Source organism: Roseovarius roseus, assembly GCF_043355935.2.
Taxonomy (GTDB): Bacteria; Pseudomonadota; Alphaproteobacteria; order Rhodobacterales; family Rhodobacteraceae; genus Roseovarius; species Roseovarius roseus.
Window position 1 is genome coordinate 1 of sequence record NZ_JBHFPE020000022.1, and the last position, 24237, is coordinate 24237.

Sequence of the window (24237 nt, forward strand, 5' to 3'; positions counted from 1 at the left end):
TGCCGCCGGTTGGGTGGGTTCAAGTTCACCCGGAGATTACGCCACCTTCAAATTTCCACCACCTTCGCGACACGACCAATGCTCTGGCGCGAATTCAGTCGACCGCTGAGACGTTGCGTGCGCTAGGGAAGAGGGTCGTCATTGTGTCGCCTCCCCCGAATTCAGGTGAAGACTTGGGAAAGTGCCTGCTATACGCACGTGTCTGGGGCAAGGAACTTTCGCAATGCGATTTCTCAAGCTCAAGCTATTCCAGCATGATCGAGAAATCATATCGTCTTTTGCAAAAAGTCGAGGCTAGTATTCCTGTAGTATTTTTGGATGAGGCAATGTGCCAGGACGGGACCTGTGCGACGTCGGATGGAAACCTTTTTCTGTACCGCGATAACGGGCATCTTTCGATAGAAAGCGCCAGGTCGTTGGGTTCTAGAATAGACCTCTTGGCGCTATCTGTCGCAGAAGCGAAGTGAGACTGGGGGGCCATTTTCAGCTCAGCTTCGGCTGGGCACCGAGCCTACGAGGTTCGGTCGATTCCCAGAAATCGCTTTGATACCCCGGAAAAATCCGTGCCCATCAGCGCCTTTCCACGCGCTCGCCTGCTAAGGCATTCAAATCAGCGGCTTAGCCTGAGCAGGTTCCGCTGGGTCGATACAACTGGCCGCGACATTGTGAGACCCTTGCTGAGCCAAGAGGGAAAGCGGAATATTGATCGGAGAGGAGTGAGAATTTTTACCAGCCACCTGCACCAGCAGAGCTTGCTTTGATGTACCGGTTCCAGCAGCCTTGGACGTGTATTTTGATCCACGCCCGACATCCTCACATTTGGTTGCCCGGCGGAAAGTATCAGGCGGGCATCCGGACAAGGGGCAAGACAATGCTGCATTTTGATCGATCCGAATTTGACCAAAGACTGGCAAACGCACGCAAGCTCATGCAGCGGGACGGTCTGGATGCGCTGCTTGTCTTCTCGCAAGAAAGTCATTTTTATCTGACCGGATTCGACACCAAGGGCTTCGTTTTTTTTCAATGCATGGTGGTCACTGCCGATGACGCCCCGGTGACCCTGCTGACGCGGCGGCCCGATCTGGAACAGGCGCGGCGCACCTCGATCATCGAGGATATCCGCCTGTGGTATGACGCACCGGGGGCCGACCCGACATCCGAGTTGCAGGAGATCCTGACCGAAAAGCGATTGAAAGGCGCGCGGGTGGGCGTCGAGCTGCGCAGCTTCGGGCTGACCGGGGACAAGCACGAGTTGCTGCGCCAGCGCTTTGCGGACTGGTGCGTGCTGGTCGATGCCTCTCACCTCGTGCGCGAATTGCGACTGATCAAATCGGAGGCCGAGATCGCGTATGTCCGGCAAGCCGCGGAACTGGCCGACCGGTCGCTGGAGGCGATGATCGACGCAGCAGGGCCCGGCGTGTTCGAGGGCCGCATCGCCGCCGCCGGTATCGCGCCGATCCTGCAGGGCGGCGGGGACATGCCTCCGTCCGGGCCGGTTCTGGGGTCGGGCGACCGGGCGCTACTGGTGCGCAGCGCCTCGGGATACCGCGACCTCGACAACGCGGATCAACTGACCATCGAACATGCGGGCAGCTACCGGCATTACTGCGCGTGCCTGATGCGCACGTTGACCATCGGCAAGGCAGGCAGGGCGCATCAGGACATGTTCAGCGCCACGCGTGATGCGATGGGCGCCATGACCGAGGCGGCTCGCAGCGGCAATACCATCGGGCAGATCGACGATGCGCACCGCGCATCCTTTGATGCGGCGGGCTATGGCGAGGCTCGCATGTCGGCCTGTGGCTATTCGCTGGGCGCGACCTATTCCCCCTCGTGGATGGACGTGCCGCCGATGATCCATTCCGGCAATGACATGCCGATCCGCGCCGGGATGATCCTGTTCCTGCATGCCATCCTGATCGACGCGCCGCGCAATCTGGCGATGAGTGCGGGCTACACGATCCTGACGCGGGATAGCGGGCAGGCCCCCGAGGTGCTGAGCCGCTTGCCGCTGGAATTGATCAGCCGCTAGGCGCGCGGGCCGGCGCGGTCGAGGCGATCCCGCAGCCATGCCCATCCGATGGCTGCGGCCATCGCCGGGCGGCGCACAGCGTGAAAGGGCAGCGGCCGCATGGGCGTGACCGCAAGCGGCAGATCATCCGCACTCCCGCGCATCACGGCATCCGCCAATGCCTTGCCGACAGCCGGCGCGATGGCCACACCGCGTCCACTGAATCCGATGACGGCCCAGATGCCAGGCTCCGGCCGATGGACCCGCAGCGCGCGTTCGGGCGTCAGGTCCACCTGTCCCGCCCAGCGATAGCGTACGGCCACATCGCCGATCTGCGGAAAATAGCGGCGCATGGTACTCTCCAGCCGCGCCAAATGCGCCGCCTTCATCCCGTCCCCTCGGGTGGAGCCGCGCCCGCCAAAGACCAACCGACCCTCCTCGTTCAGGCGGAAGTAGATCAGCAGGCGCCGCGTATCGCTGACGACGGGATCGCCGGGCAGGATAGAGGCACGGATATCCTCCGGCAGCGGTTCTGTGGCGATCTGAAGCGACTGCATTGGAAGGATGCTGCGCCTAAGCGCGGGCAGCAGGTTCCCCGAATAGGCCCCCGTCGCCAGAACGATCTGATCGCAGCGAACGGCACCCTTGGGCGTAGTGACACGCCAGCCGGAGCCATCGCGCACGATATGCTCTGCCGGGCTCTTGGCGTGCAGCTGCGCGTCTAGGCGCTGCGCCGCTTGTGCCATTCCGCGCGCCAGCGACATCGGGTTGAGGCCGCCGCCGTTAGGGTCGAGATAGCCCGCAACATACTGATCGCAGCCCGTCAGCGCCGCCACCTCCCCCTGGCCCAGTATGCGCACATCGCGCCCACGCGCCTGCCATTGCCGCGCCCGCTCCTCTATCGCGGGCAGTGCGGCCTGGGAATGCACGCCTTGGATCCAGCCGTCGCGATGGAAGGCGCAGTCGATGTCGTGACGCGCGATGAGGCTTGCGACCAGATCGCCGCCACTTGCCCCCAGATCGGCCATCGCGTTGCCCAGCTCGGGACCATGCCGCGCGATGAGGTCATCGGGGTTGTCCTTGAAACACGGGATCAGCTGACCCCCGTTGCGTCCCGACGCGCCCCAACCAAAAGCTTGCGACTCGAGCAGCATCGTATCGCAGCCAGCCTCGGCCAGGTGCAGCGCGCAGGAAATCCCGCAAAATCCGCCACCTATGACGACGACATCCGCACGCGCATCGCCCTTGAGCGGCGGCGCATCCGGTGCGGGCCGTGCGGTGGCTTCCCAAAGCGGGTCCGAGGCGAGAGGCGCGCTCACTTCCCAGACGCGGCGCTGAGATAATCCCAAGCCGAGAGCACATGCGTGCGCACGACATGCAGGAAATCTTCGACATCCACATGCTCGTCATGCGAGCCCATCCCGTGCGGATAGGGCCCATAGACATAGGCGGGAACGCCGTTATGCCGCCAAAGCCGCGCATCTGTGCCGCCAAGGCTGACGATAGGGGTCGGGCGCGGGCGGCCGAAGGCCTCCACATTCTTCTGGATGATCTCGACCATTTCGTGATGCGGGTCGCACCACGAGGGCTCGTCCCCGCCGATCACCTCCCATTCGACGCCCGGATGGCGCGCCGCGATCGCCTCGACATGGGGCAGAAGATCGGATTTCGACATACCGACGGGCAGGCGCAGATCCGCGGTAAAGTGGCACTCGGAAGGGATCATGTTGGTCTTTTCGCCGCCCTGGATGGTACCGATATTGAGCGTGACCCGAGACACCAGATCGCCCGCCCCCGCGCCCATCATACGGTCCATCGCATCGCGCCCCGCGTCGACGGCGCTGGCGACGTTGTGGGGCGGCTTACCCTCAAGCTCGGTCAGCTCTTCGAGGTCGCGCGCGACGGCCATGGCGATCTTGGTCGCGCTTTCGGTAATGTGGACATAGGCGCCATGCGCCCCGGCCGCGCGGGCAGTGAATGCGATCCAGAGCGGCCCACGCTCACCGAAGCGCACCGATTCCGGGCCGCCGGGCTCGCCGTTCAGCAGGCAATCGCCGTGCACTTCCGGGTGATGCTCCATCAGGTAGCGCGCGCCCCACGGTCCGAAGGTTTCCTCGTCCGAAACGCAGGTCAGCGTCAGCTTGCCGCAAAGCTGCTCCTTCAATCGGCTGAGGAGCGAATAGGTGATGATCGACGCCGTGGTACCCGGTTTCATGTCGCAGGCGCCGCGGCCAAAGATATTGCCGTCCACCTCGTCCCCCGCCCAAGGGTCATGGGTCCAGCCGTGGTGATCCTCGGGCACCGGGAACACGTCCATATGTCCGTTGAGGACCAGGTGCCGCCCCGGCGCGCCGCCGTCGAATGCCGCCACGATATTGGGCATCCGGGGGTGAGGGTCGATGATCCTGTAGGTCAGCCCCGCGGAATCGAGGTAGTCGCGCACCACCTGCGCCGCATCCACCGTGTCGCCCGGAGGGTTGGGAGAGCGGGCACGCAGAAATGTCTTGAGAAATTCGATGATTGTACTGCGCTCTTCATCAAGCCAGGTGAGGAGCTGCTGGCGTCCCTCTTCGTGTCCGGAGATCATGACCGGCTCCTTTCTATCTGGTCGCGCAGGCGGTACCACATCAATATCAGCGGCAGCACCCACGGGTTGCCGCCATATCCGGGCAGGGTTGGGAAACTGCCCTCGGCAAAGGCACTTTGACTGTTCCCCCGCAGCATCATGCGCGCCGTCTGATAGCCCATCCATGTCTGCATCGCGACGCCGCTACCCTGGCAACCCAACGCGTAATGCACGCCCTCATGTTCGCCCAGATGTGGAAGGAAATCGAAGGTGAAGGCCACATTGCCGTTCCAGCTATGGCTGATGCGCACATCGCTCAGCTGCGGCCAAACCCGCGTCATCACCTTGTGCAAGCGCCGCGCACTTTCGCGCGGATCCATCGCGGTGGTGCCGACGCGCCCGCCCCACAGAACCCGCTTGTGATCCGGTGAAAGTCGGAAATAGCTGAGCACGCGGCGCGTGTCGGCAAGGCCGCGCGCATTGGGCACCAGTTCCTGGGCCAATTCGGGCGGGATCTCCTCGGTTGCGATCAGGAAGCTGGCAACCGGCACCACCCGGCGGCGAAACCATGGTACCTCGCGGCCGGTATATCCGTTGGTGCCCAGCATGACCTTTTCAGCGCGGATCGTGCCACGGTCTGTCTCGACCCGCCAACCGTCCGGACCGCGCGTCATGCCCGTCACATGGGTCTGCCCCCACAGCCGCGCGCCGGCACGCTCGGCTGCCTCCGCGAGGCCGCGCACATACTTCGCCGGGTGGATCGTTGCCGCACCCTCGGCCACCTGCCCGCCGCGATAGAAATCGCTGCCGATCTCCTCGCGCTGGCGCCCGGGCGGGATCATGCGGACCGGTGCCCCCGTCAGCTCCTCGGTCAGATCGGCGCTGCGTGCCAAGGCGTCGTAATGCCCGCGCGTCCAGGCGCAGGAAAACCGACCCACCTGCGCAAAGTCGCAGTCGATCCCTTCGCGCGTGATCAAACCGGCCAGAAAGAGCAGCGTTCCAGCCGCCTCTTTCATCAGACGCATGGCGCGGTCCTGGCCCACCTCCTTGGCCAGCCCGGCCTGAGCGTGCTTGAGCCCGCCCGACACAAGCCCGCCATTGCGAGAGCTGGCGCCCTGCCCGATCCGCTTGCTGTCCAGCACCGCGCAGTCGGTGCCGGCCCGCGCCAGTTCCAGCGCGCAGGAGAGGCCCGCATAGCCGCCGCCAATGATGCACACATCGACCTTTTGCACGATCTCGTCCGGCGCACCGATGCCGGGGCGCGCGGCGTCCCACCAATAGGGTTGGGCCTTGAAATCGGGAGTAAAAAGGCGATTACCCGACATGGTTCTGTCCTACCTTTTGGACTGCAGAAATTGCGACAGGGTCAACATCAGAACGGAAAAGGTGATCAGCAGAGTCGATATCGCCGCGATGGTCGGATCAATCTCATCACGCAGCGCCAAAAACATGCGCCGGGTCAGCGTCGCCTTGTCGCCGCCCGCGATCAGCAGCGCGATGACCACCTCGTCGAGCGATATGATGAAGGCCAGCAAAGCCCCGGACAGCACCGAATTGCGGATTTGCGGCAAGGTCACCGTCAGGAACGCCCATGGCCGCGAGGCTCCCATCGAGCGCGCGACCATCTCCTGGTTGAAGTCGAAATTCCGCATTCCCGCCGTCACGGTGATCATCACCAGCGGAATGGCCAGGATCGTATGCGCCAACACCAATCCAAGGATGGTGGAATTCAGCCCGACTGGCGCAAAACTGAGGAAGATGCCAACGGCAAGCAGGATCAGCGGGATGATCATTGGCAGCGTCAGCAGAACGGTCATGTATTTGCCCAGCCGCGCAGTGGTCGCATGAAGGCCATAGGACGCGAGTGTGCCGGTTACCGTCGCCAGGATCATCGTCAGGAATGCGACCTGAAACGACACCGACGTCGCCTGCAACCATTCGGGCGAGTCAAAATAGGCGCGATACCAGCGCAGCGACCACGATTCCGGCGGAAATTCGAGGTAGCGCGAATCCGAGAAGCTCATCGGTATGACCAGCAGCGTCGGCGCGATCAGGAACACGATCACCAATATGCACACCACATAAAGCCAGAGCCGCTGAAGATGCGTGACCTGCGTGTCGGTGGCGGGTTTGTTCAGCATCTCACCTGCCCTCCGTCGTCGCAAAGGCGCCTGTCAGCCGCCCGAAGGCCCAAAGGATCCCCAGCGTCATCACCAGCAGGACAACCCCCAGCGCGCTCGCCGCGCCCCAATCGGCATAAACTGCCATCGAACGCTCGATCTGCATTGCCCACATCATCACGCGCCCCCCGCCGAGCAGCGCAGGCGTCACATAGAAGCCCAGCGACAGCACGAAAACGAGGATGACCCCCGCGCCCAGCCCCGACAGTGTCAGCGGCACGTAGATTTGCCAGAACGCCTTGATCGGCGACGCTCCCAGGTTGGCCGCCGCCTTCATCAGATCAAGATCGACAGTCTTCATGCTGGCATAGAGCGGCAGCACAAAGAACGGCAGCATGATATGCACCATGCCGATGGTCGTGCCGGTAAAATTATGCACCAGCTTAAGCGGCGCATCGATCAGCCCCATGTCGATCAGCCAGGTGTTGATCAGCCCCTTGCGCTGCAGCAGCACCAGCCACGCATAGGTCCGCACCAAAAGCGACGTCCAGAACGGAAAAAGCACACAAAGCAGGACAAGGCTCGACATGCGCGGGCCCAGTTGCGAGGCAAGATATGCCAGCGGATAGCCCAAAAAGATGCACAGGCCCGTCACCAGAAATGCCAGCTCGAACGTGGTGATCAGGGTTATCTTGTAGGACGGATGCAGCAGTCGGGTGTAGTTCTCCAGGGTGAACCCGTCGGCGCCATAGATCGACAGCCAGAACAGCCAGCCGATGGGCACCAGAACCAGGCTGCCGACCAGGATGAAGGCCGGTAGCGACAGCGACAGCAGCTTGCGCTGTTCGGCGCGCGCCTGACGGTCCAGCGCCTGCGCATTTTCCGGTGTGCCGCCCGGGGCAAGGTCGACCGCGGTCATCGCTGATCATCCTCTGCAAGGATCACCGTGTCCTGCACCAGCCAGGACAGACGCACCTCGCTGCCGGGCTCCGGCAGGGACTGGTTGCTGCGATGCTGGCTGCGCACGGCGATGTCGTGATCGCCGTGGATGTTGATGTAGCTGACGACGCTGTCGCCTTGGAACACGTTCTTGCGCAACCTACCGGTCATCTGGTTTTCGTCCGCGCCCGGCGCACCGCCCGCGATGTGCAGCATCTCGGGGCGCAGGATCAGGGTCTGTTTGGATCTTGGCGACTCGATGCGCGTCTCCGTCCTGATCGGATCACCGAAGAGGCGGGCCACGCCGTTTTCAACCTCGACCGGCAGGCGATATGTCTCGCCGATGAAACTGGCCACAAAGAACGTCTCGGGCCGCTCGTAAAGGCGCTGGGGCGGGTCTACCTGCTGTATGCGCCCCTCGTTGATCACGGCGATGCGGTCAGACATGGTCAGCGCCTCGCGCTGGTCATGGGTGACATAGACGGTGGTGATGCCCAGCCGATCATGCAGCGCCCGCACTTCGAATTGCATCTGCTCGCGCAGGTTTTTGTCGAGCGCCGAAAGAGGCTCGTCCATCAGCAGGATGCGCGGCTCGAAGATCACTGCCCGCGCCAGCGCCACGCGCTGTCTCTGGCCACCCGACAGCGCATCGATGCCGCGATCGCCCAGTTCGGTCAGCTGCACGAGGTCCAGCGCCCGCACCACCCGCTCGCGGATCTCTGCCTTACCCACGCTGCGAAGTTTCAGCGGATAGGCGAGGTTCTCGGCCACCGTCATGTGGGGAAAAAGCGCGTAGTTCTGGAACACCATGCCGATATCGCGCTTGTGCGGCGGCAGGAGCAGTATTTCGTCATCCCCGAATTTTACCGATCCGCTGTCAGGCCGCACGAAGCCGGCCAGAACCATCAGCAGCGTCGTCTTCCCCGACCCCGAGGGGCCGAGAAGTGTCATGAATTCACCGCTTTGGATGTCGATGCTCACGTTATCCAGCGCGCGAAATGCGCCGTAGCTCTTGACGAGAGAGGTCACGCTGATCGGCAGGGACTTGTCCCGCCCAGCGGCCCCGCTGGCGCCATCCGGCCCGGCATTGGCCGGACCGGTCATATTGGTTGCATCAGGCATCAATGATCATTCCTGAATGAAGAAGTCGAAATCCTGGGTCAGTTGATCGAGATTCTCTGCCCAGTATTCGGCATCCAGAACAAACCCCTTGGCCACGTTGTCCGGATGACTCGGCAATCCCTTTGCCACATCGTCCGGAATGACCCCGGTATCATAGGCATCCGCATTCGCCGGACCGTAATTGATGAAGAGGGCGATGCGCGCCTGAACCTCTGGACGGCTCATGATCTCGATCGCCTTCATCGCGAGATCCTTGTTCTTGGCGCCCTTGGGGATGACCCAGCAATCGGTCAGAACGATCTGCTCGTCCCAAGTGATGCTGACCGGGGCGCCCTCATCCGCGATCGATTGCGCGCGGCCGTTCCAGACCATTGCCATGTCGACCTCGCCATCCTGAAGAACCTGCGCGGACTGCGCGCCCGAACTCCACCAGACGGCGACATCGTCCTTGATTTCCCGCAGCTTGTTGAAGGCGCGCTCGGTGTCGAGGGGGTAGAGCTCGTCCATCGGCACGCCGTCAGCAATCAGGGCCGCCTCCATGTTGTAGACCGGATTGCGGCGCAGGCTGCGCGGCCCCGGATATGTCTCGGTATCCCAGAAATCCGCCCAGGAATTGGGCTTGTCATCGGGAAAGGCTTCGTCGTTGCGGGCCAGCACGGCACCATAGACCAAGTTGGAAATCCAGCCCTTGCCCTTCATGCTGTCCGGGATGCCGGGCACCGCGAGCACTTCGTCGCTCAGCATCTCGACATTGCCTTCATTCTCGAGCAATGCGCAGCTGTAGTTGCCCTGCTGGGTCAGATCCCATGTCGGACTGCCCGACGCGACCTGCACGCGCACATCAGCCGCGCCCGAGGTCGTATCCTCGATGATTTTGATGCCGAGTTCCTCCTCGACGACATCGAACCACGCTTGGCGCTGAGCCTCCTGATAGGCGCCGCCCCAGGACGCGATGGTCAGCGTATCCTGCGCCAGCGCCGCACCGGCGCCCAGTGTGACAACCGTCGTCAGCGCGGTGGCGGTCAGTAATGTTCTGCGAATACTCATTTTATAAGTCTCCCTGATGGTTTCTTGGTTTGGTGAGTAGTTGCTTGACCTTAGGTAATGCTGTCCCGGATCAGTGGCGATGTCGAGCAATGAATTCCGCCGCCATTCATCTGCACCCTATCATACGGCACGATCACGATTTCGACGCCTTCTGACTCGAGCATCGTGCGCGTTGCGTCAGATATCCCCTCAGGCATCAGCACGCGCCGCGGCCTGACCGCGAGGCCGTTCACGATCCAGCGATTGTCGGCCTCGGTCATCTCGACGGCGCGAATGCCCAGCTCTTTCAGCTTTTCGAGAAAGGTGAAGGGCAGCCCCGGCGCCCAGACCAGCGCCAGATCCGGCGCGATCATCAGGAAATGTCCGTCGATGTGGATGTCATAGCCGCGCAGATCGACGACCAGCAATTCGACCCCGACATGCGCCAGCACCTCGCGGATTTGCGCGATGCCATCATCGTTCTGGCGAATACCCCGCCCAATGACAGCGGTTTTCGAATTGAGCCAGGCAAAGCTGCCGCCTTCGGCCATTGCGCGGCCCTGCAATGTGCGCAGGATCGGCGCACCGGCCCGTGCCAGCGCCCGGGTGACGACCTGTTCTTCGCCCTGCCGCATCCGCGGCGCAAGGCGCGTGACAATCGCCCCTCCGGGCACCGCGATGCAGGAATCGCGCGTGTAGACCGATTTGAACCTTCCGTCCGTAACGCCGTCGAGATAGATCACTTCGGCCCCTTCGGCCCGCAGCGCATCGGCCAGCCCGTCATGCTGTGCCTGCAGTTCGACAAGATCGGGAATGTCGCGGCTCTGCCAATACCAGCCGGCATCGACATCGCCATACCCGCCCGTCGCGGCGATTGCCTTGCTGCGGTCGATCACGTCGAATTCAGGTCCCGGGCGATGCATCAGCACGGCACGGATCTGACCCACATCGTTGTCGCAGCCCCAGTTTCGACCCCACAACCGTTCCATCCGGCTCGGATCTTCAAAAGCCGGGTCGGGCTCCGAGCCAAAGAGCTTGATCGTCGCACTGTAGACGCCCGTGTCTTTCTGGACGGGAACCTCTTTGCTCATCTTGGCTGTCCTCAGCAGGCTTGTGTGAATTTCAAACCACGCTAGGATGTGAGTAAAATTATAACAACCGCAGGAAATTTCCACTTTAATGGAAATTAACTCACATATTAAGCGCTTCCGAAGACAAGTGTGACAATGGAAAAGGCAGGAATTTAATGCGCCGGTTGCCTCCTCTCAGTGCGCTCCGCGCTTTCGAAGCCACGGGGCGACGGGGAAATCTGAGCCATGCCGCCGAGGAGCTTTACGTCACGCACGGCGCGATCAGCAAACAGGTCAAGGCGCTGGAAAAGACGCTCGGCCTCACGCTGACCCGACGCGCCGGACGCGGGATCGAGCTGACCTCGCAGGGGCGGCGCCTGATTCCGTATCTCACCAAGGCATTCGACGATATCGACGCCGCACTGCGTACCCTCAGCAGCGAGACCTTCGAAGGCCACATGATCATCTCGTGCATGCCCGGCCTTGCAAACTCCTGGCTCATCCCGCGGCTGCCCTCGTTCCTTAGCCAGTATCCGGGCGTGTCTCTGACCGTCCTGACACCGCACGAGGCCTCGAACCACGAGGCTGATATCGAGATTCGGTATGGTCGGCCCGACTGGCCCAATCGCAACATCACTCTGCTCAGGCAGCTTGACGTTTTTCCGGTGTGTAGCCCGCGGCTGATGAACGGCCCCAACCCAGTGCGCCGTATCGAGGATTTGTTCCAGCACACGCTGATCGACGAGCCGGGTGGCGCGCATTGGCGCGAGTTCTTCGTCGCACAGGGCAAGGATCCCTCGAAGGTGACGCGCACCCTTCGCTTTCAGGATTTCACCCATGGGTTGACCGCCGCGCTCGAAGGGCTGGGCATCGCGATGGGGGACGATCTGACGATGGAGAGCGACCTGGCGACAGGGCGGCTGATACGTCCCCTGCCCACGGTGGTTCGGCGTCAAAGCCTTGCCTACTACCTCCTGACCGCCCCCGACCAACCCCTGACCGGCGCGATGAGCGCCTTCATCGACTGGCTGACGATGGAAATTCAACGCAAGGACCGCGATTGAGACCGCCGCTTGGCGCAATGGCTATTCAATCCGACATTTCAAGGAACGGCAGCATGGACACACTCCCCATAGACACGATCGTCATCAACGGAAAGATCGCCACGATGCGCGCGCAGGGCGAGTTCATCCAGGCGATGGCCATCTCGCGCGGCTGGATCGTCGCCACCGGCAGTACCGCTGATATCCGGGAGCTTGCCCCGCACGCGCAGGTCATAGACTGCCGCGGCCGCACGGTTTTGCCCGGCTTCATCGACAGCCATTGCCATCCTGACCTGCACGGCGCGCGGCTGGGGCGCTGGACCGACCTGTCACGCGGGCCCGATACACTGCCGGAGCTGCTGGACCTGATCGCAAAGAATACCGAAGGCACGCCGCAGGACGCCTGGTTTGTGGGGTTCGGCTATGATGATCTGCGCCTCGGCGGCTATCCGACCCGCGATGCGCTGGACAATGCCGCGGGTGGGCGTCCAGTCTTTCTCTACCGCCGCGACTCTCATCTGGGTTTCGCCAACAGCGCCGCGCTTGGGAAAGTCGGCTTTAACAGCGACTCGCCCGATCCGCCCTTCGGCCGGATTGACCGCCATCCCGATACGGGCGAGCCGACAGGCCTTTTGCGCGAAACTGCTGCCCATGCGGTCGTCAACCTGTGCCAGAGCGAGTTCACCACCGAGGATTTCACCGCCGGACTGCAACGCGTCTTTGCCGATTTCGCGACCTATGGCATCACCTCGGTTCACAATTCATTGGCCTCGACGCAAGGGATCGAAGCCTATCAGCGCATGCGCGACGTCGACGTCCTCAAGATGCGCGTGGGCCTATTGGCCAGCGGCCGCGAGGATGATCTGGTGGATGCGATCATCCGGTCGAGCTGGCGCACCGGCTTCGGCGATGAATGGGTCAGGCTGACGGGCGTCGAATGGTGCCCCGACTGCTCGACCAGCGGCCGTACCGCCGCCTATTATGATCCCTATATCGGCACCAAGATCATTGGCGAGCCCGAGGATAACCGGGGGATGCTGCTGTATGAGGCCGGCGATTTCAATCAACGCGTGCTGAATGCGCATCGCGCGGGTCTGCTGGTGGGGGCCGATGGTGTCGGCGATCGTGGTATCGACTTCGTGCTCGATGCCTATGAGAACGCGCTGCACCATCACCCGGTCACAGATCACCGTCTGCGGGTCGAGCATTGTTGCAACGTCACGCCGTCGATCCTGAAGCGGCTGAGCCGTCTCAAGGTGATCTGCTCATCTGCGACGGGGTTCGCCTATGATCTTGGCGATGCCTATATCCGCAACCGGGGCAGCGACGCGATGCGCTACATGTGGCCCCATCGCAGCATGATCGACGCCGGAATCATCGCGCCCGGTCACTCGGATTCGCCGGTCTGCCATCCCAACCCGATGCGCGGGATCCATGCCTTGGTGAACCGGCAGACCTCCTCGGGCGCTGATCTCTGCGCCGACGAGGCGATCACCGTCTACGAGGCGCTTCAGGCTTACACCGTGCTGGGCGCATTTGTTGGCCGGGAGGAGCACATCAAGGGATCGCTGACCGTCGGCAGGCTGGCAGATTTCGCAATCCTGGAGAATGACATCTTCGACACGCCCCATCATTTGATCGCCAAGACGCGTGTCACGCAAACCTATATCGGTGGCCAGCAGATCTTTTGCCGCGAATAGACTTGGCTCAATCGCCGCCAGAGTGGCGGATTGAATACTTGGGATTAGTGCATCAGGGCAATCATATCTAAACTATACTGGGGCAGTTGGATTATGCGCCGTTAAGGCGAATATTCAGGGCTAAAGACCGAACGCAGAAACGTCTACATAGAGAGCCTTGATCTCAGTTCGATCCCTCTACCATTTTCTAGGGAACAGGTCACGCCCCACCCAAGCAATTTACGGATTTACACGGGCTTCCCCGGCAACGCGCCCACAGTGTGGTCTGGCAATGTCGCATTCGTCGCCATTCGGATCGCGTGTTCGGGTTTCGGCGAGAATCGAAGTCAGACCATTGAAAAAGCGTAAAAAAGGGCCGGAAAGGAACAGACGAGGTTCGCACAAACTCCGACTGAAAGCCCTTCTGAGCCCGAACTCAGCCAGATGGCGCGTCTATGAGGTTCGGTGGGTTTCCCAAAATTCTTTGCTGACACGGAAAAATGCGTGCCCGTCAGGGCGGTGTCACCAGTTCGCAAAGGGGATAGCGACCGAGGGTCAGTCCGCAGCGGGGCAACACTACGAAAGTGTTGCAACCTGTGTGGCAATCATGACCTGACCAGGATCGGTTACGGGAGGGCGCGTTGGCATTGAGCGAACTCCAAAGGCTTTACGTTCCACAACGGAAGGGTTCAGCTGATCCGATGGCCCCAAAAGGTAATTAGGCACGGCGGATCCAAGAGTGCCCGCTCAAGGGTTCTTACAATCATTTTCGCTTTCAGGTTGTAGATTTAACGGAATATGGCTTTTAGCATCGGTTTTGCGATATGATCGCGAAAGTATTTTGAGTCGCTTCTTCAATTTCTCGACCTTCGCGCCAGCACATCCGCTTTGCGCAATCAGGGTAAACAGAACATTGAAACAGTTGTTTGCGAGGGTACTCAGGGTGGCTGCCCTGATGTTTTCAGTGGGTTTTCCGATGGGACCCGCGGCCTCCCAAGGGTGCGTGTCCCGTGACTTTCTGCAAGAGCCATTGCCGATCACTCCAGTGCAAGCCTTGTGGAAAGAGGCGATTGGCCTCGCATATCCGAATGTGCATGTCCGGGCGGCCTCGCAGTCCCGGATCATGTATGGTGGAACGGCCATCGACGCCGATGCCCCCACAGCACGCGCAGCACCCGAGATGATTAAGAAGCCGACGGTCGGGGATCAATTCACCATCGTTTATCCCCTGTCGCGCAATCTCGATCTGCGGTTGACCCCGTTTTACGATCCCGGTCGCGCGCGAAACGGCCATTTCTTCGGGCTCCTCTACGGCGCCACCCCCGCGGCGGTAGAGCGAGATCTCGAGACTGTCACTGCTGGTCCCGCCTTGTTCCGTGTCACGCGCCGGCACGGAGTTTCCTGCCAACTCGCCGCCGCAATTGCGGATCTCGACCTGAGCAACGCCGAGATAGCGCCATTTTTTCGGGAGGTCGGCGGCAGCTACAACTGGAGACGCATCGCCGGCACCGAGCGTCTGAGCGCGCATTCCTACGGCATCGCCATCGACGTGAACGCAGCGCTTGGCGGCTATTGGCGCTGGACCGGCGCGACCGAGGGTGATGTCGGCGCCTATCAAAGCAAGGTGCCTTGGCGACTGGTTGAGACGATGGAGCGACGCGGCTTCATCTGGGGCGGCAAGTGGCACCATTTCGACGGGATGCACTTCGAATATCGGCCAGAATTGATCCTCTACAGCAGATTGATGGAAGGAGCCGGACAATGATCGCTCAAAAGTGGATGGCCGCATGGGTGGCGGTTTTTGCGATACTCGCACCCCCGGCGCTCTCTCAATCCCTGATCGAGAGCTATCTGGCAGAGATAGACGGGATAGATCAGCGAAACTCCTCGGGGGCGGCTTTGTCCGATCCGGCAGCGATCCTGACGCAGGACCGCGCTAATATTCACCGTTTCGGATACCGCCAAGCCGGCGACACGATCGACAGTATGTTTCAAAGCCGCGATATGCGGGCACGGATGCCCTCCCTTGTGGCGCGCGGCGGCATATCCCCCGCAGCCGAAGCCGCCCTTCGATCGGGCGGGACCGTGCAACTGCAAGTGCAGGTTTGGGGGAATGGAGGGACGCCGTCCCATGTGACCGTGGATATCGCCAGGCCGTCACTGGCCTCTGCGGGTGATCCCCCCTTGAGCCCTGCGGAGATGGCGCAAGCAGCGCGGGGAGTTCAATCGGCGCTCAACGCGCGGGGGTTCGATGCGGGGCCGGTGGACGGACAGCCCGGTCAGCGCACGCGAACGGCCATTGCCGCCTTTCAAAGCAGCATCGGCGCTTCGCCGACCGGGACGCTCAGGCGGTCTGAACTGGCGCTGCTGACAGGCGGCGCACCCGATCCCGATCCGAGCTTCGATTGCCGGCGCGCCCAAACCCCGACCGAACTCGCCATCTGTGCAAATCCCTCGCTTGCGGCGCTCGATCGGGACGTCGCCGAGGCATGGAATGCAGGCGGGCGCCCGGCCGATCAATCGGCCTGGCTTCGGGGCCGGGACGCCTGCGGTGATGATGTGGAGTGTCTGACGCAAAGCATGCGGACGCGCGTATACGTCCTCGGCGGCACGCCGACGCCCGCTCCATCACTCGGGCAAGCTGCCGCGCCGGGGCGGCTGGCGACGACCGGACTAGTCGGCCTCTCGTCCCAACCAGCGACGGGGGCTGGCAGCCCGATACCGGTCGGACCGCGCGCTCACTTCGATCAGGGCACCCTCGTGGACGCTCCGGACGGTTTTGCGCGGCGGCTTGCACTGCTGGCAATCAAGCGCGATCCCTCGGTGCTGGACGATGCCAACATATTGGACGCCATCCGCAGGCTGCAAAACGCCGAATCTGATCCCGCTGACCGGGCCTTTTCCGCAATGAACGCCATCGAGAAGGAGGATTCACGCGCCACCCTGCGCGCCTCGCTTTTGCAGGAGGCAGACGCCGCACGCCCGGTGACATCCGAGGATCCGCTCGAGGTGACGCTCTACAGCCATTCGCGGCCCCGTGATTTTGTGGAAGGGTCCGGACTGGAGCTTACCGGCGGCGCGTCTCAAATGGTTCTGACCGCGCGTCCCTATCCAATCGGAACGATGGTCGTCACATTACCGAGCGAGATCTCAGCCCCCCTCCAGATCGCTCGCTCAGAGGCTGCGGCCTTCATCGACCGCGTGGCCGAGGAGCAATCGCGTGGCCACCAGCCCCGCACCGTGATCTGGGGGCGGATCACCCGCATTGGCCGTGACGAGAGCGTGGAGTCATTTGCGCAACAATCAACACCCCGCGGTGTCCCGGCCACGTTCGAGCCGATGCGCGCGGAACTGCATTTCGTGGCGCAAGACAGTCGCCGGCGTTCGATCATCCCGCTCGAGCCCGGCAATGATCCGGTCTACCGCTGGCCGCTGGGCGACGCAGGCGCGCAGACCGGCGGCGGCCAGAGCGCGCTCGTACTGGCGCAATCGTTAGGCTTGCCGGTGGTCGGCGACGCGCTTGATGTGCCGCTGCCTGCGCAGCGCGGCAACGAGGCGGCGTGGGGCCGGTTCACCGCACTGGCCTGGCTCGGCCAGCATCCGGACGCGCCGCGCGAAGAAAACGGCTTCATCGGCGTGGCGCAGGGCCTGCTTTCGGAAACCGATCACCGCAGCTTCTTCGGGCAGCCACGCTATGGCCGGTCGGATATAGTCCAAATGGTAACCGACGCGCGCCGCGCGTCAGATCCCTTCCCCGACGAATTCGTGCGCCGCGACGCCAAGCGTGTCTTCTTCGAGCGGTACTACGACCCCATCCTGGCCGGCGCGCCAAGTTGGCCGGTTGCGGTGCGCCACAGCGTCGTTTTGACCCTCGGCCAGTACAACTTCGACACCGAGAGCTTTCCGATCCAGCCGATGCAGACCAGCCTGCCCGATCGGCAGTTCCGTGTGGTGGATCTTCCCACCGGTGGCCGCGTAGAGGGGCTTGCATCGGCCGAGCGCTTCGGCAACCTGCCCGAAGAAATCCGGGTGCCGCCCGACCAGGCGCGTGCGCTTCGCCAGATGGCCCAGGACCGCCAGGTACGATTGGTCTGGTGGGCCGATTTCGATTACTCCGTAGACACATCGGCGCTCGAGCAGGCTTTCGGCAGCCGGCGCAACAGCACGATGCGGACCGGCCAGGGGACACTGCAGCGTATCGGCATCTTTGCCGGGCCGACCCTTGAGTGGGAAGTGCTGTCCTTTGCGACCGAAGACTTGCTTATCGCCCGCCCCGAGGCAACGGCAGAGCCGACCGCGCCGGTGACATCCGACCTCGCGCGCAAGGTTGCGGAGGTCGATGTTTCGGATCGGGTCTCCATCGCGGGCCATGTCGCGCAGCTGCTCGGAGAGGACGGCTTCGAGACGGTCGCCACGCTCATGCCGGAAGTGAAGCAGTCCAACGAATTCGATGCGCCCACCGTCACGCAGTCCATGATAACGCAGTTGCGCGCCGGAGCGGAAAAGCCGCTCGTCATCCGCAACGGCGTCGCACTGGACACCTACGACCTTGAGAGGGGCACTTTTGCCTTTCGCACGGACACGATGAATCTGAGGGTCTCGCAGGGCGATTTGCAGGTCATGTTAAGTCTGGTTGGCCCCAGCCCCTTCGCGCCTCTCGAAATGGATCGGACAACCGCCCGCTACATCGCCGAGCAACGCTCGCGCAACATCATGTTTCTTGCCGAACTCACGCCCGAAACCGTCGAACGGACGGCTGCACGCCCTTACCAGATCTCGCTTCTGGCCCGCCCGGAGCGCATTGTGTTCTACACGGAGGACGAGAACAACATGCCGAAAGTCCTCGCCGACAGGCGCTTCGGCGAGGCGAATGCGCAGGCCGAAGAGCGGATGGCGCGGCGGTTCGAGGCGGAGGAGTTCGAAGGGCTTGGCGAAATCCGCTTGCAGGTGACGCCTCATGTCACCGACCTGATCGCGATACAAGGGGGCTACACGCCGCCTGACGAGGTTATGCCGGTCATGCTCGCCGCCGCCTGGGCCGAGCGCGATGTGAATGCGCCGGGTCCGTCCCTTTTCGAAAAGGGGCAAGTGCGCCCGGATGAGGTATGGATGACCCGGCACCGTGAGATGGGCCGGTCGTGGCTCGCGGCCAAGGCCGCAGCGCTCGGGCAGGAGTTCACGGTGCGTGTCATGGCCAAGGCGGATCGCACGTGCGGCGCGTTTGTCGAGGCTTATGGTCATCTGTCGCAGGAAGTGATGGCGGCAGTCCCGTCGCTGCGAGAGGATCAGAGCAATCTTGGGCGACTGCTGGGCGAGCGCGACGGCCCGGTCATGATTCCGCGGCGATACGCCATCACGCATACGCGGCCCCATATCGCGGAGGACCGTTGCACCAGCGCGATGGCCATTCTCGTGCTCGAGGATGCCCTGCACGAGGGCCGCTCGGCTGGCGATGCGGTTGCGACCCAAATCGAATTCACCCTGAGCACGGCTGAGCAAGTGCAGGATCAGGGCACCTTGCCGGGGTTCGTCCTGAGGGGAAAGGCGACGGGGACAAGGATCGAGGCGAGCGACGGCACGCTCGGCCCCTATCTGGCGCCGGAAGGATCAGACGCGCCTGAGACCGCCGTATCCTCGTCGGGCACGACTACGCTCCCCGCGCAGGACACCCAAATCGCCGCAGCCCAGGCGGTGATCCAGCCATCCCCTGCCGCACAGGCGGCGAAAGCACCAACTGACTGGCCAGAGATCACGCTCGAGGATGAGGGCGAGGGAGAGCACGACCTTCTCGGCGTCGCGCCCGGGCAGGGAATGGAAGAGGCAGCGGCAACGCTCTCCGCGCTCGATGATATCGAAGCGGAGTTCGTCACATCGCCCCCCCTACCCGAAACCGCGACTGCCGTGCAGCGCGCGCTTGGCTACCAGCGCGTTTACTTGCGCCGCGGCGGGACGGAGGCGTTGACGATCGCCTCCTGGGCGCCAGATGGCAAGGTGGTCGGGATCATGCGCCGCATGGTCCTGACGGAAGGCGCGTTGCCCTATGACCGCATTGTCGCGGCCCTGATCGATAAATACGGCGAGCCGGACTTTGTGGCACCCAAGGAGGAATTGCGCGGCTGGAACGCTCCAAAAGAACAATGCTACCTGATGCCTTTCGGCGTGCAGACCCTGCGGCGGCTTGCCCCCGCAGACGGGGGCGCCACGCAATTCCTGCAGCAAGGTGGGTCGGCGCACCGGATGGGCATGCCGGATTTCCCGGAAACCATTTCCGAGATCTATGCCGGCTGTGGAGAGATCCTGAGTTACATGGAAGAGCGCGGAGAATCGGCCAGACATTCCGGGTTCAGCGTGGTCCTGATCGACTTCGACCGCTTGGAGCGTGCCCGAGAGGCATTTTCGGCGGACAGAGCCGCGGTGAAGGAATTTGACATCGAGTTTTGACTGTTGATGCCTTGCCAAAGTGTGCAGAGAACGCGGGAACATTGGCAAATGTAGTGCAGGAGAGCACTTTAGAGACATTCTACCGGCTGACCCTTACTGTTCGAGAGCGCGCCACCTTCGACGAACAGGCGACAATGCTGAAATGAGCCTCAGTGCATCTTTTCGTTCCTCAAAGGGAATCCAGGTTATCCCGATTGGCTCCGTCTTGGCAGAGGCCAAGATTGATGCCAGCCGCCAAGTCGAGATGCTCATCCGCGCCGCGAAAAGAGACGATCGTTGTTCGCGACGCAGCAGTCCAGCCTGAATACCCGTGTGTCCGCTGGAACAGTCGAAACGATGAAATTACGGTACTGAGGCAGGCGCGCTACAGCAGCTCCGGTTGGGCTGTCGTCATCCACGGCTACCGCGGCGCAGCCGGCCGCGTCGCACAGGCTAGCTCGCGTTTAACTTACGGCTCGTTCTTTTCATCTGCATCGAGAAGCGCCTCCAGTGCGTCATAGAAGACCTGGGCACCGGACAAGGCCAGCGCGGCGATCGCGAGAAAGCCGAGAATGAATGGACTGTTCAACGTCACGTCAATCCAGTTGGGCCGGATCACCACGGGCGCGCTCCTGCCCCACTGCTCGACTTCCAGATGAGCCCTTCCCTTGGCGGATACAAATACGGCGGAAAGCGCGTAGTCTCCCGTATCCCGGCGATCAAGAGCCACATGGCCAAAGCCTTCGGCGAGCACAGGGCCATCCTGTCCCTGCCGCATTATCGCAGCTGTGTGGCCTCGCACCAGCGCGCCGCTTTTAACCGTCACATCACGGTCCGAACCGAAAATGAACCACCGGTTCACCGGCAGACGAACTTCGTAATCTCCGTCGTAGATGAAATTTGTCTCGTTGGGTCCGGCAGGCCGACCCATCGAAGCTGTGCCCAGAAACGCGAAGAGACCGGCATTGCGGGCGGTGTCCGGGTCCATCTTGACGAAACTGCCGGGTTGCAAGCTGTATTTCTGACCGTCCAGATCTTCAAAATGGGCGGGCACGGAGTCGAGAAAAACGCGCATGTCTCCGGTGTGGTCGGCAAAGAGCCGGATCGCCGCGCCTTGAGGCCACTTCACCTCGAACCCGCGTATTTCTGTGCGCCGAAACAGCGGCGGGCCACATGCGGATTCGGGGACATGCACGCCCTGCCCTGCGGCGCCGAACTCGCAGAGTTCCACCGGCCCCTCAACCCGCCAATAATTCTCGCCAGCCGAAAATGTAACATCTAGCGACGTGGTCTCGGCGCCCAGTACGATCGAATGCTGTCTATGCGCTGCGATTATGACGGCAAAAAGAACGAAAGCGACGCAAAGCGGTGTCAGCAAGGCGCCCGCCAATCCGGTGATGCGGCGCACCCGGCGTATGCGCGCACCAAGGATCACTGGCGCGGCAGACCATGAAGCGAAAATATGACCGGGGGATCGGCATCGCCGTTACGCAGAGCGAAGAGCTTTATTTCCAACGGCCCATCCGAAGTCCACGATGAACCTTGGATTGGACATACCGTGTCATACGCCTTGCGCAGGCCGGTTCTGATCATCGAGCACTTGACCGGTTTTGCGTCGTCACCCTGATAGAGGATGACGTCGCTGGCACGGAGTGAATTGAAATATAGTCTCGCCGGCTCTTCTCCGCCACTAATTGGCGGTATATTCCAGAAGGCGACGGTATCAGGTCCGGCCGGTTGGCCACAGGCTCCGGCCCGCACGCGGACCGCAACCGAATCCATCGGAAGATCGCGCAAACGGTCCATCCAAGCCTGGCTACTTAACTCGCCGGATCCCAGTTCGAGACGGTGAAAACGGCCAGTGCGGCCTTTCGTGTCGTAAGTGCCGGTCGCCTCCAGGAACCCGTCCGCAGTGACCAGCCGCGCGCAGAATGCGCCTGTCCACCCGTACGGAACATGCGCGTACAGTTCAGGAAGTTGACCGTCAGGATCCCCGGAATGCACCACCCCCAGCACACGGGCACCAGATATTTCCGCTGTCTGGCGAACAGTAACGTTGAAGTTGCTCGCTTGATTCACGAAGATCGCGTCATCGGGCTGTTGTGCGCTGGCGCAAGGCGCTAGAAGCAAACCATAGAGAAATGATAATCGAAATGGGTTGGGCATGACGGCAATCCATCGCTTTATAATATGCATCGTAACCCTGATCGCCTTTGGCGATCCAGTAGCAAATGCGCAAACGGTTGCGATCGAGAACGGAGAGGGCGAGGTCGGACATGGCTACATGTTCCGATACGCGGGCACATGTTATGTCGCGATGCCGCGCCATGTGCGGGGAATGTTTCCGAAAATCCGCATAAGCACGGCGGCGCCTGTCGTCATCGGAACCGCCGATGCCTATACGCCGTTCTGGGACGGGCTGGATCTGGCCGTGGCCGTGGCGCGCGGCGAGATTGCGACGCGCTGCACGGCCAGCCTTCAGAATATGCCAGGCATCAGTTCCGCACAGCGGACAGCTGATCTGGAGTACCTGCTGCCGAAAGGTGAGATCGCTCGGCTACAGGTTCGCGTCGCTGATATCAATTATCTCTTCATCGAAACAAATGTCGAGCAAGGCACGATCCCGGAGGGGATGAGCGGATCGTTCCTGTTTCAGGACGACCGTCCGGTGGGCATGGCTGTCCAATCCGATTCCTCCGACCACGTCAGGTTCATACGGATCGAGGAAGTCGTGATGAACCTCAATCGTTGGCTGGCGGACCGAGGCGCGGTCTTTGCCCAACTTGCCGAGCCCAATCCAGTTCGCCAACCCACCGGCTTTGAGGTCGTTCTGGAAGAAGCAGGTGTCCTGCCCGTGGATGCCAGTTCTGGCCCGGAGAACCTGCTGCACGAAGAAGGCGATTTCGTATTCTTGCCGGAGGGCATCGTCGAGATGGAGTTCCGAACGCCGGGGGATACCGCGGCCGATCTTACCCGTGTGAGGATGCGCGCCGATCCCGAAGCTGATTATGCCATGCCTTTGCGCGTCCGCATCGCCGTCTCCGGATCGAACAGTGGCCGTCTGCGAACCTTCTGGTCGGGCCAGATGGGAAGTGATGGGATCCTCGACACGGGGCCTCGCGCGATAGGCACGCGTGTGCGGCGAATTGTGATAAGCATCTACAGCGCCTCGGCGCCGGGCCCCGTCGGGCTTAGGCAGATCACATTCGAATGATGTCAAGCGCAGTCTAGTTCGTGACCGGAATTTCGATCGGGACAGGCTCGTCCACACGATAGATATTGGCCTGTCCCCTCATGTAACCGTCATCTCCCAGATTCAGCGGCGTCCAGGACCCCGAGAGAAAGACCGATGGGCCGACATCTGTGATACGCATGGCGCATGAAGTGCTTCCGGCGAAGAGATAGCAGTCATTCGCTTCGTCAAACCCGTTTACCGGGAAACTCGTGAAACCCTGATTGTCCCCATCTATCGAACCATTGCTTTTCTGAAGGAAGCTCTTGAAATAGCCACTTTCCGTGCCGGAACCGTCATATGTGATGTTTAGCACGGGACTGGATTTCAGCCATGCTTCAATTGCCAAACGCCGGACCACCGGATCGCTGCTGAAGACTCCGAATTCACGGGCCATGCGTTCGAGGCCGGGATCGCCAGAGGCCATCATGAGCTCCATCGCCGCTATGCTGCGGGCAGGATCGGGATCACTCAGAAGCGTTCGGAATTCGTCCTGGCTGGAGACTTTCTGTTCAACCTGTGCTTTGAGTTCATCAAGAGACACTGTCTGGGCGGCCAGCGCCTGAATGGAGGCGAGCACAAGGCAGGCTGGAAGAAGCATGACTTTCATGATGACGATCCCTGGCAATATTGGGTCCTGATGATGTCCATTCTGGCCGACAACACCCCGCTGAGGCAAGCCCACAGCACCCGGTGACAACCCAGCGCCCCGGCGGTTGCCAAGCGCACCTGTCTGCAACCGCCTAGAAGGTCCTGAATTTTCTCGCTGCAAAGGTTGGGTAAAGTCCACGATCAATACAGCCCCATGTAACAGCCGCCTGCCGCCCAACGACTCCGTAGATTTGCCGACACGCCTGCGGGGAAAAGGGCTGGCGATCTTGCGAGGCACTCCTTCTTCAGTTCAAATGCCCCACAATTCTCTGAGATACCACGGTAGTGCCCCTCGGGGTGGTGTAAGAGGCCGCGTGCGGAGCCTTTTGGCGTAGCGCAGCGCGCGGCCGGGTCTGGC

General features: G+C 61.9%; 18 protein-coding genes. 7 read left to right on the forward strand and 11 right to left on the reverse strand.

From position 1 onward, the window contains the following. Together ACEWPL_RS17905 and ACEWPL_RS17910 are read left to right on the forward strand one after the other, a co-directional pair. A partial coding sequence (locus ACEWPL_RS17905; RefSeq protein WP_420744377.1) for an SGNH hydrolase domain-containing protein occupies positions 1-467 on the forward strand: 467 nt, incomplete at its 5' end. Positions 468-871: 404 nt separating this feature from the next. After that, a complete protein-coding gene (locus ACEWPL_RS17910) occupies positions 872-2032 on the forward strand; it encodes a M24 family metallopeptidase (RefSeq protein ID WP_393930773.1) in 1161 nt (386 codons plus the stop codon). Here the strand turns inward: ACEWPL_RS17910 and ACEWPL_RS17915 are convergent. Genes ACEWPL_RS17915 through ACEWPL_RS17950 form a run of 8 tightly spaced genes read right to left on the reverse strand, consistent with a single transcriptional unit; the run spans position 2029 to position 10875 of the window. Next, positions 2029-3330 (reverse strand): NAD(P)/FAD-dependent oxidoreductase, encoded by a 1302-nt coding sequence (locus ACEWPL_RS17915; protein ID WP_393930775.1) that lies wholly within the window; start codon positions 3328-3330, stop codon positions 2029-2031. The genes ACEWPL_RS17910 and ACEWPL_RS17915 overlap by 4 nt on opposite strands. After that, positions 3327-4598, reverse strand: coding sequence for a M20/M25/M40 family metallo-hydrolase (locus ACEWPL_RS17920; protein WP_393930777.1), 1272 nt, complete (start codon positions 4596-4598; stop codon positions 3327-3329). The genes ACEWPL_RS17915 and ACEWPL_RS17920 overlap by 4 nt, the downstream gene beginning before the upstream one ends. Continuing rightward, the gene (locus tag ACEWPL_RS17925; protein ID WP_393930779.1) at positions 4595-5902 is read right to left on the reverse strand and encodes an NAD(P)/FAD-dependent oxidoreductase; all 1308 of its coding nucleotides are present in this window, start codon (positions 5900-5902) and stop codon (positions 4595-4597) included. Before ACEWPL_RS17925 ends, ACEWPL_RS17920 begins: the two co-directional genes overlap by 4 nt. 9 nt (positions 5903-5911) lie before the next feature. Continuing rightward, positions 5912-6718, reverse strand: coding sequence for an ABC transporter permease (locus tag ACEWPL_RS17930; protein ID WP_393930781.1), 807 nt, complete (start codon positions 6716-6718; stop codon positions 5912-5914). Between the two features lies 1 nt (position 6719). Continuing rightward, a complete protein-coding gene (locus ACEWPL_RS17935; RefSeq protein ID WP_393930783.1) occupies positions 6720-7616 on the reverse strand; it encodes an ABC transporter permease in 897 nt (298 codons plus the stop codon). Next, entirely contained in the window at positions 7613-8758 is a 1146-nt protein-coding gene (locus ACEWPL_RS17940) for an ABC transporter ATP-binding protein (protein ID WP_393930785.1), read from the reverse strand. The genes ACEWPL_RS17935 and ACEWPL_RS17940 overlap by 4 nt, the downstream gene beginning before the upstream one ends. 6 nt (positions 8759-8764) lie before the next feature. Next, positions 8765-9805 (reverse strand): polyamine ABC transporter substrate-binding protein, encoded by a 1041-nt coding sequence (locus ACEWPL_RS17945; RefSeq protein WP_393930787.1) that lies wholly within the window; start codon positions 9803-9805, stop codon positions 8765-8767. A gap of 50 nt (positions 9806-9855) precedes the next feature. Next, on the reverse strand, positions 9856-10875 hold the full coding sequence (locus ACEWPL_RS17950) for a dimethylarginine dimethylaminohydrolase family protein (protein WP_393930789.1): 1020 nt from the start codon (positions 10873-10875) through the stop codon (positions 9856-9858). Between the two features lie 155 nt (positions 10876-11030). On the opposite strand from ACEWPL_RS17950, the gene ACEWPL_RS17955 reads away from it, so the two are divergent. The 4 genes from ACEWPL_RS17955 (at position 11031) to ACEWPL_RS17970 (ending at position 20017) form a co-directional block, all read left to right on the forward strand. Further along, on the forward strand, positions 11031-11918 hold the full coding sequence (locus ACEWPL_RS17955; protein ID WP_393930791.1) for a LysR substrate-binding domain-containing protein: 888 nt from the start codon (positions 11031-11033) through the stop codon (positions 11916-11918). Between the two features lie 53 nt (positions 11919-11971). Further along, positions 11972-13597 carry an amidohydrolase gene (locus ACEWPL_RS17960; RefSeq protein WP_393930793.1) on the forward strand — a complete coding sequence of 542 codons (1626 nt, stop codon included), beginning with the start codon at positions 11972-11974 and terminating at the stop codon, positions 13595-13597. 982 nt (positions 13598-14579) lie between these two features. Then, positions 14580-15341 (forward strand): M15 family metallopeptidase, encoded by a 762-nt coding sequence (locus ACEWPL_RS17965; protein ID WP_420744378.1) that lies wholly within the window; start codon positions 14580-14582, stop codon positions 15339-15341. Next, the gene (locus ACEWPL_RS17970; protein ID WP_393930798.1) at positions 15338-20017 is read left to right on the forward strand and encodes a peptidoglycan-binding protein; all 4680 of its coding nucleotides are present in this window, start codon (positions 15338-15340) and stop codon (positions 20015-20017) included. The genes ACEWPL_RS17965 and ACEWPL_RS17970 overlap by 4 nt, the downstream gene beginning before the upstream one ends. Before the next feature lie 448 nt (positions 20018-20465). Here ACEWPL_RS17970 and ACEWPL_RS17975 read toward each other — a convergent pair whose 3' ends face one another. Together ACEWPL_RS17975 and ACEWPL_RS17980 are read right to left on the reverse strand one after the other, a co-directional pair. Next, entirely contained in the window at positions 20466-21404 is a 939-nt protein-coding gene (locus tag ACEWPL_RS17975) for a hypothetical protein (protein WP_393930800.1), read from the reverse strand. Positions 21405-21427: 23 nt separating this feature from the next. After that, entirely contained in the window at positions 21428-22162 is a 735-nt protein-coding gene (locus ACEWPL_RS17980; protein WP_393930802.1) for a hypothetical protein, read from the reverse strand. Between ACEWPL_RS17980 and ACEWPL_RS17985 the strand changes: the two genes are divergently transcribed. Continuing rightward, on the forward strand, positions 22161-23210 hold the full coding sequence (locus ACEWPL_RS17985) for a hypothetical protein (protein WP_393930804.1): 1050 nt from the start codon (positions 22161-22163) through the stop codon (positions 23208-23210). The two genes, ACEWPL_RS17980 and ACEWPL_RS17985, sit on opposite strands and share 2 nt — an antisense overlap. 13 nt (positions 23211-23223) lie before the next feature. On the opposite strand, the gene ACEWPL_RS17990 is transcribed toward ACEWPL_RS17985, so the two are convergent. Further along, the gene (locus ACEWPL_RS17990; RefSeq protein ID WP_393930806.1) at positions 23224-23838 is read right to left on the reverse strand and encodes a HEAT repeat domain-containing protein; all 615 of its coding nucleotides are present in this window, start codon (positions 23836-23838) and stop codon (positions 23224-23226) included. Positions 23839-24237 lie beyond the last annotated feature (399 nt).

Coding starts and splice junctions, on each gene's coding strand:
- ACEWPL_RS17910 (WP_393930773.1), top strand. CDS start 872: ATGCTGCATTTTGATCGATCCGAATTTGACCAAAGACTGGCAAACGCA.
- ACEWPL_RS17920 (WP_393930777.1), bottom strand. CDS start 4,598: ATGATCTCCGGACACGAAGAGGGACGCCAGCAGCTCCTCACCTGGCTT.
- ACEWPL_RS17925 (WP_393930779.1), bottom strand. CDS start 5,902: ATGTCGGGTAATCGCCTTTTTACTCCCGATTTCAAGGCCCAACCCTAT.
- ACEWPL_RS17930 (WP_393930781.1), bottom strand. CDS start 6,718: ATGCTGAACAAACCCGCCACCGACACGCAGGTCACGCATCTTCAGCGG.
- ACEWPL_RS17935 (WP_393930783.1), bottom strand. CDS start 7,616: ATGACCGCGGTCGACCTTGCCCCGGGCGGCACACCGGAAAATGCGCAG.
- ACEWPL_RS17940 (WP_393930785.1), bottom strand. CDS start 8,758: ATGCCTGATGCAACCAATATGACCGGTCCGGCCAATGCCGGGCCGGAT.
- ACEWPL_RS17945 (WP_393930787.1), bottom strand. CDS start 9,805: ATGAGTATTCGCAGAACATTACTGACCGCCACCGCGCTGACGACGGTT.
- ACEWPL_RS17950 (WP_393930789.1), bottom strand. CDS start 10,875: ATGAGCAAAGAGGTTCCCGTCCAGAAAGACACGGGCGTCTACAGTGCG.
- ACEWPL_RS17955 (WP_393930791.1), top strand. CDS start 11,031: ATGCGCCGGTTGCCTCCTCTCAGTGCGCTCCGCGCTTTCGAAGCCACG.
- ACEWPL_RS17960 (WP_393930793.1), top strand. CDS start 11,972: ATGGACACACTCCCCATAGACACGATCGTCATCAACGGAAAGATCGCC.
- ACEWPL_RS17970 (WP_393930798.1), top strand. CDS start 15,338: ATGATCGCTCAAAAGTGGATGGCCGCATGGGTGGCGGTTTTTGCGATA.
- ACEWPL_RS17985 (WP_393930804.1), top strand. CDS start 22,161: ATGACGGCAATCCATCGCTTTATAATATGCATCGTAACCCTGATCGCC.
- ACEWPL_RS17980 (WP_393930802.1), bottom strand. CDS start 22,162: ATGCCCAACCCATTTCGATTATCATTTCTCTATGGTTTGCTTCTAGCG.
- ACEWPL_RS17990 (WP_393930806.1), bottom strand. CDS start 23,838: ATGAAAGTCATGCTTCTTCCAGCCTGCCTTGTGCTCGCCTCCATTCAG.